The 6,532-nt window shown below is 25.5% G+C and carries 6 protein-coding genes and 1 pseudogene; 1 reads left to right on the forward strand and 6 read right to left on the reverse strand.

The window, feature by feature from the left end:
- Positions 1 to 4: 4 nt before the first annotated feature.
- Genes T324_RS0101415 through T324_RS0101425 form a run of 3 tightly spaced genes read right to left on the reverse strand, consistent with a single transcriptional unit; the run spans position 5 to position 1,896 of the window.
- Positions 5 to 1,027 (reverse strand): DHH family phosphoesterase, encoded by a 1,023-nt coding sequence (locus T324_RS0101415; RefSeq protein WP_028328654.1) that lies wholly within the window; start codon positions 1,025 to 1,027, stop codon positions 5 to 7.
- A 23-nt stretch (positions 1,028 to 1,050) separates the two neighbouring features.
- Complete coding sequence (gene rbfA, locus T324_RS0101420) at positions 1,051 to 1,410, reverse strand: 30S ribosome-binding factor RbfA (RefSeq protein ID WP_028328655.1); 360 nt, start codon at positions 1,408 to 1,410, stop codon at positions 1,051 to 1,053.
- A gap of 6 nt (positions 1,411 to 1,416) precedes the next feature.
- Positions 1,417 to 1,896: a chemotaxis protein CheW gene (locus T324_RS0101425; RefSeq protein WP_028328656.1), complete on the reverse strand. Its 480-nt coding sequence runs from the start codon at positions 1,894 to 1,896 to the stop codon at positions 1,417 to 1,419.
- A gap of 319 nt (positions 1,897 to 2,215) precedes the next feature.
- On the opposite strand from T324_RS0101425, the gene T324_RS0101430 reads away from it, so the two are divergent.
- Positions 2,216 to 3,283: a M42 family metallopeptidase gene (locus tag T324_RS0101430; RefSeq protein ID WP_028328657.1), complete on the forward strand. Its 1,068-nt coding sequence runs from the start codon at positions 2,216 to 2,218 to the stop codon at positions 3,281 to 3,283.
- Between the two features lie 64 nt (positions 3,284 to 3,347).
- Here T324_RS0101430 and T324_RS0101435 read toward each other — a convergent pair whose 3' ends face one another.
- From T324_RS0101435 to T324_RS16415, 3 genes and pseudogenes are all read right to left on the reverse strand, one after another.
- Positions 3,348 to 4,796 (reverse strand): tetratricopeptide repeat protein, encoded by a 1,449-nt coding sequence (locus tag T324_RS0101435; protein ID WP_028328658.1) that lies wholly within the window; start codon positions 4,794 to 4,796, stop codon positions 3,348 to 3,350.
- Between the two features lie 134 nt (positions 4,797 to 4,930).
- Positions 4,931 to 5,807 (reverse strand): annotated as a pseudogene (locus tag T324_RS16410) (Rpn family recombination-promoting nuclease/putative transposase).
- A 46-nt stretch (positions 5,808 to 5,853) separates the two neighbouring features.
- Complete coding sequence (locus T324_RS16415; protein WP_038374917.1) at positions 5,854 to 6,177, reverse strand: immunity 51 family protein; 324 nt, start codon at positions 6,175 to 6,177, stop codon at positions 5,854 to 5,856.
- Positions 6,178 to 6,532 lie beyond the last annotated feature (355 nt).

Here is a 6,532-nt window from a genome sequence, read left to right on the forward strand (position 1 = left end):
TCAATTATGAAGCTAATAAAGCAATTAATTTAGTATTTATTTCTTTTATCAAATTTTCTCTAGTGTAATCTTTTTTGAATACTGTAAAGCCTGACGCTTTAGGATGACCTCCGCCTCCAAAACTCTCAGCAATTTCTCTAATATCTTTATGACTTCTGCTCCTCATACTAACTCTAAAACTATCTTCATTTTCATGTATAATAAAACCAATAAGAACATCGTCCATCTGTATAAGAGTATCTGAAGCACTTACCCCAAGTTCTTTCATATTAATTCCGCAAATGGTATCTTCCAAACATATATAGCCTATTTTATTATCATAGTCTATTACCATTCTTTTATACATTTCCATTAAAGCAGCTACATCATCTTTAGTATATCTTTTTCTTACAACATTACCAATATTTTCCTGAATTATTCCTACACTCATTAATTTAGAACCATAAAGAAGAGTTCTATCAGTTGTATTACTGAATATAAAACTTCCTGTATCTGTACAAATTCCAGTATAAAGCAATGTTGCTATTGTAGAATCAAATTTTTCCAAATAATCTTTAAATATATCAACTATTATCTCGCATGTAGCTCCGGCTTTTATATCATCATAAAACATAGTAACACCTTTAATATTTCTTACCTTATGATGATCTATAAATATTACTTCATTATATTCATTTGTAATGCCAGCAACCCACCCTATTCTCTCTATATCTCCGGAATCTACTATAATTAAAACATCTTTCTTAGGCAAAGTATTTTCATTTACTTCAAAAATAACTTTATCAATATGCAAAATATTGTGTAAATCTCTTTGAATTTTATCTGTATTAATAACTACAGCATCTTTATTGAAAATATTTTTAATAAGTAATGATAAAGCTAAACCAGAACATATACAATCACAATCAGGATTTCTATGGCCAATAATTGCTATATTATCAGCTTTTGATATTCTCTCTAATATTTGATGTTTTTCAACTTTTGGAAATACACTGCTTTCCTGCTTTTCATTTTCTATAACAGACATATATAATCAATCCTTTAAATGCTTCAATTATCTAAATCAGGAATATCCAAATTTTTTATATCAGTTAATACTTTGTTAGTTTCTATTAGATTTTTATCATAATGAAATGTTAAATTAGGTACATATCTAATAGTTAGCTGCTTTTTAAGATAAGAAAATATAACACCCTTAGCACTATTAAGACCATTAAGAACTTCATTTTGTTTATCTTCATGCAGGCATACAAAATACACCTTAGCATTCTTTAAATCTTTAGAAGTATCTACTTTTGTAATAGTTACAAGATTATTTTTAATTCTAGGATCTTCTATCTCTCTCATAATAATCATAGAGAGAGTTTGTTTAATATTTTCATTTACTCTAAGTATTCTATGTGAAGACATAAATAATTATTTCACTATAGCATTATTAATAGTATTAGTTAAATCATCAAGCTCATCTTTAATGAATACTTTATCTATATCAACTAAAATTATCATTTGCTCATTTGCTTTAACTAAACCCATTATATATCTGCTGTCTATACCAACATGCATATCTATATCTTCCTGAATATTTTCACTATTAATAGTGAGTACATCAGATACAGAGTCAACAACTAAACCATATTTTTTATCCCCTATTGCTACAACAACTATTACACAATTTTCAGGATTCATAGGTTCATCAAAATGGAATCTTGCTCTTAAATCTATAACAAGAATTATAGTACCTCTCAAATTAATAATACCTTTTAAATAATCAGGACAATTTGGAATTGGAGAAGGCTGCATAAAGTTAAGTATTTCCTGAACCTTTAAGATATCTATTCCATATAATTCATTATTTATCTTAAAAACAAGTATTTGATTTGATATAGCACTATTCATGTTAACTCCTTAAATTATACGAATAAATTATAATATATAATAGCTATAAGTCAAGCAATTTATTTCTTACTTATTATATAATATTATTAAGAAAAATACAATAATAAAATTAAATATTATTATTTATATAAAAAATATAAACTTCAAAATAATAAAAAATTCATATATTAAATATAATAATGTACTTATATATAATTCAAACAATTTATACATATTGATATACAAACATATTCTATTAATACAAAAATATAACATTGATATTTTATACAAATAATTTATTATATTTAAGTTATTTATTTTTTTCATTGAAGGATTGTTTATGAACGACATTTTAAAATTAATGGAAGAATTAACAAATTCATTCGGACCTTCTGGTTTTGAAGATGATGTTATAGAAGTTATAAGAAAGAATACTTCATTTATTGATAATGAAAGAGATTCTATAAATAATTTATATTTAGGATTGCAAAATATAGATAAAAGCAAACCTATAGTAGCATTGGACTGTCATATAGATGAATTAGGTTTTATGATAGAGCATATAAATCCAAACGGTACATTATCTTTTATACCTTTAGGAGGATGGCATATACCAAATATAGTATCTAATTCTGTAGTTATAAAGTCTTCAAGCGGTGAATATGTAAAAGGAGTCATAGGCTCAAAACCTCCTCATTTTATGACTGATGAAGACAGAAGACGCATGCCTGTTATACAAGACTTGTATATAGATGTAGGAACAAGAAGCAGAGAAGAAACAGAAAAAATATTCGGTATAAATGTAGGAGATCCTGCTGTACCTGATGTTGAATTCAGATATGATGACAGAACAAAAAGTATATGTGCTAAAGCAATAGATAACAGAGTCGGAGCTTTGTGCGTAATTGAAACTTTAAAAGCTTTTAAAGATGAAAAGCTGGATGTTAATTTAGTTGGAATAATGTCATCTCAAGAAGAGGTAGGTGCAAGAGGTGCTGCCGTTGCTGCTAATAAAGTAAAACCTGATTTGGTTATAGTATTTGAAGGTCCTCCTGCAGATGATACATTCTACTACGGAGACAGAGCTCATGGGGCAATAGGAAAAGGTTCTCAGCTTAGAGTAATTGACGGAGGCATGATTACAAACCCTAGATTAAATAAACACACAATAGAAATAGCTAAAAAAAATAATCTTGCTCATCAAGTTATAGTACGTGAAAAAGGTTCTACAAATGGTGCTGTTTATCATAAAACTAACCTTGGAAGTCCTAGCGTTGTTTTAGGAATTGCAACTAGATATGCCCATAGTCATTATTGTTATGCTTCTTATGATGATATAATTTCTTCTATAAACATAGCAAAAGAATTAATAAAAACTTTGAATAAAGAAAAAATCAAAGAATTCTAATTTTTTACAGTTAATAAAAAATGGTATTATATACTAATACCATTTTTTATTTTATAATAATCTATTAATCATTAAATGTTTTTATAATTTCAGAATACTGTCTAAATCTTAATAATCTAAATTTATAATTATATTTTTTAAGAATATCTTCAGCTCTTTTAATAAACTCATCTTGATTGTATAAAAGCAAATCTATATATCCTCCTACCACACCTAAAGCATTACCCAATATTATGCCTATTTCTTTACCGCTTCCTCTTTTACCCATTATACTTTCAAGCTCATCTGTAATATTGTTTCTTTCATCAAGAAGTTTTTTATTTATATCTTTATCATCGAAATCAGTATTTTCATTATCTGAAAATACATAAACTAAATATGCAGCTCTTGCTCCCATTTTTGAAATATTAACAACCGCATCTATATTATAATTAGCATAATCACTAATAAGCTCCATATAACAAGTATTTCCAATGAATATATCTTCTCTAAAGAAACTGTCTGTAGGTTTACACTCATAAACTGTATATCTATTTATAGGATCTGAAATAATATCCTTATTTTTATTTTTTAGAGTATCCATTATAAAATCATAAAGTTTTGTAAGCTCTATCGTGTTATCGAGTTTTTTATCACTTCTTTCAACATCTCCTAATAAATACAGTTTTAATATATTTTCACCTACAGCATGTTCAAGCATTATATAAAAAGCATTATAAGCATAATTTTCATTTAATTGATTTAACTTTTTATTATAAAATTTCAAATTAAAGAAATTAGTATCTTCATCATATTCAGCAGATACTAAAATTTCATTAAAGCTTAAATCTTTATTATATATTCTGAAATTAGAATTAGTTATATCTTGTTTTTTCATATAAGGAGAAAATTTCCATTTATTTTTTAATTTCTCAGGCATAGCAGCTACTATTCTAGGAGTAAGATAAAATAAATATTCCTTTCCTTCTACAGTGAATGTAAACTCATAATCACCGCCGAAATTAAATTGCAAATTGTTAGATATTAAAGACACACCATTAGAAACAAATTCAATTATTTCCTCTGATGACATATCAGATTTTTGCTCTATAAAATCAGAAATAACTTTCTCATTTTCTTCAAACCATTTCCAAAATCTATTAACTCTCTCTTCAAAATTTATTCCATCATCTTTATCTTCAGAACATAGCATATAAAAATTATAAGCATCTGCATCATCATTATCTAAATCATAAGCCTTTTTAAAATACATCTCGGCATTTTCTTTTTCACCCTTATAATAATAAGCATAACCAACTCTGTAATTCCATAAAGCATTATCAATTCCTTCTTCTCTTATGTACATTAAAGTATCTAATGCTTCATCATACTTTTCTATATTATTATAAGCTCTTGCAAGCAAACTAAAAAGTTCTGTATCTCTTTCTTCTTCAGGAATTTCAGTTATAATATCAATAATTTTTTCATGTTCATCATTTTCATGCAATTGATTAATTTTTTCTACTATATTCATAATAAGCCTCTATCCATTAAATTAATAAAACTTACTCATAATATTTTTAATACATTTATTATAAGTTTATAACTTTTTTATTTCTTTAATTTATATATAAAAAACTTTATCGCTATTTATGTCTAGCTAGACGCTCACAAGTTTTTTATTTCTTCTATACTTAATCCTGTATTTTCACTTATAAATTTTGCATCCAAACCTGACTTTTTTAAACTTTTAGCTATAGATATTGCCTTATTTTTTTCTCCTTCTTCTCTTCCTTTCATTCTTTCCTCACTTAAAGCTAATATATCAAAATAATTCTTCTCATATTCAGCATAATTTTCAAATAAATCTTTTGTATCCACAAATTTACTATACTCATCATAAACTTCTTTCATAATAGGATTCTTTTTTACCAACATTTTCATAATTTCCTCCATTTTTTCTCTTTTCTCTTTTCTCTTTAATTGTTAAAAAATAAAACCAAGCATCTAATTCATCTGTAAGTCTTGAATTACTAGATAAATATTTAGAAAGTTCTAGGAAGTGCATTTCCAAATGATTAGTAAGTATATGATTAGTTTCTAATTCTTTTATTACATAACAGTTATGTTCTTTATCAATATCCTTTAATAAATTGAAATTCAAGATATTAATAACTATAACCTGTTTTAAATCATTATATTTTTCATTATTTCTCAGATTAGAAACATAACCTTTAGCCCAATAATATAAACTTCTGTAAACAAATGATTGATTCCCAACTCTTTGTATTTCTATTAGAACAGTTTCTCCGCTTTTTGTAACTGCTCTTACATCTACTATTGACTGTTTATCATTTACAGTTTCTTTTAAATTAAAAGTATTAAGTACTTTTACCTCTTCAAAAGTCTCTTGATTATAATCAGCTCTTACAGAATTAATTAAATTTTTTAAAATATGTTCATGGCCTTCTTTAGCAAACATATAACGCATGAAGTAATCATTTAAAGGATTGAAATATGTTTTAGTATTTAAATTATTTTTCATAAATATATTATACTTAAAATTATTCAGTTTGTCAAAAAACTACATATTAATCAAGTTCAGCCCTTAAAAATAAATCTCTTATCAATTTATCATCTTCGCATGCCTCTTTAAATAATAAAGCAAATTCCTTTAATGCTTCAATATCACTGCTGTAAGCACAGAACATACTTGCCTCAGAATCAAAATCAATAACATCTCTTAATTCCGATACTTTTTCATCTAAAAATACTAAAGCTAAAGATTGCCAATCATATCCGCTGCCTTCAAATCCTTCATCTTCTCTTTCTTCAAATATTTCTGCTTTATATTCGCCAACATTAAGGCAAAGAGAGGCAGTATTTTCATGTTCTACAAAGAAGAAAGGTTTTATTTTTCATCAAAATTATTGCTCATTATTGTTTCCTTTTAATTAATTTATTATTATTGTTATGCTCGTCTACGCCTATAATAAGCTAGTGAGTAAACTCACTAGCTGGCTACGACTCGCTTTTTATATTTTAATTCAATTTTATAAAATTAATAAACATTTATAATTAAATTTTGTAAATTATTCTAACTCTTTATAAAAAATATTATATATTTTATAAATTTAAAATATTCTAATTATAAATTTAAAATATTCTAATCCCATTTAAACTTTAAACTTTAAACTTTAAACTTTAAACTTTAAACTTTAAACTTTAAACTTTAAACTTTAAACTTTAAACTTTAAACTTTAAACTTTA

This window comes from Brachyspira alvinipulli ATCC 51933 (assembly GCF_000518245.1).
GTDB lineage: Bacteria > Spirochaetota > Brachyspiria > Brachyspirales > Brachyspiraceae > Brachyspira > Brachyspira alvinipulli.

Excerpts from the sequence above, each read along its gene's own strand:
- T324_RS0101415 (WP_028328654.1), bottom strand. The coding sequence starts at position 1,027 with ATGTCTGTTATAGAAAATGAAAAGCAGGAAAGCAGTGTATTTCCAAAA.
- rbfA (WP_028328655.1), bottom strand. The coding sequence starts at position 1,410 with ATGTCTTCACATAGAATACTTAGAGTAAATGAAAATATTAAACAAACT.
- T324_RS0101425 (WP_028328656.1), bottom strand. The coding sequence starts at position 1,896 with ATGAATAGTGCTATATCAAATCAAATACTTGTTTTTAAGATAAATAAT.
- T324_RS0101430 (WP_028328657.1), top strand. The coding sequence starts at position 2,216 with ATGAACGACATTTTAAAATTAATGGAAGAATTAACAAATTCATTCGGA.
- T324_RS0101435 (WP_028328658.1), bottom strand. The coding sequence starts at position 4,796 with ATGAATATAGTAGAAAAAATTAATCAATTGCATGAAAATGATGAACAT.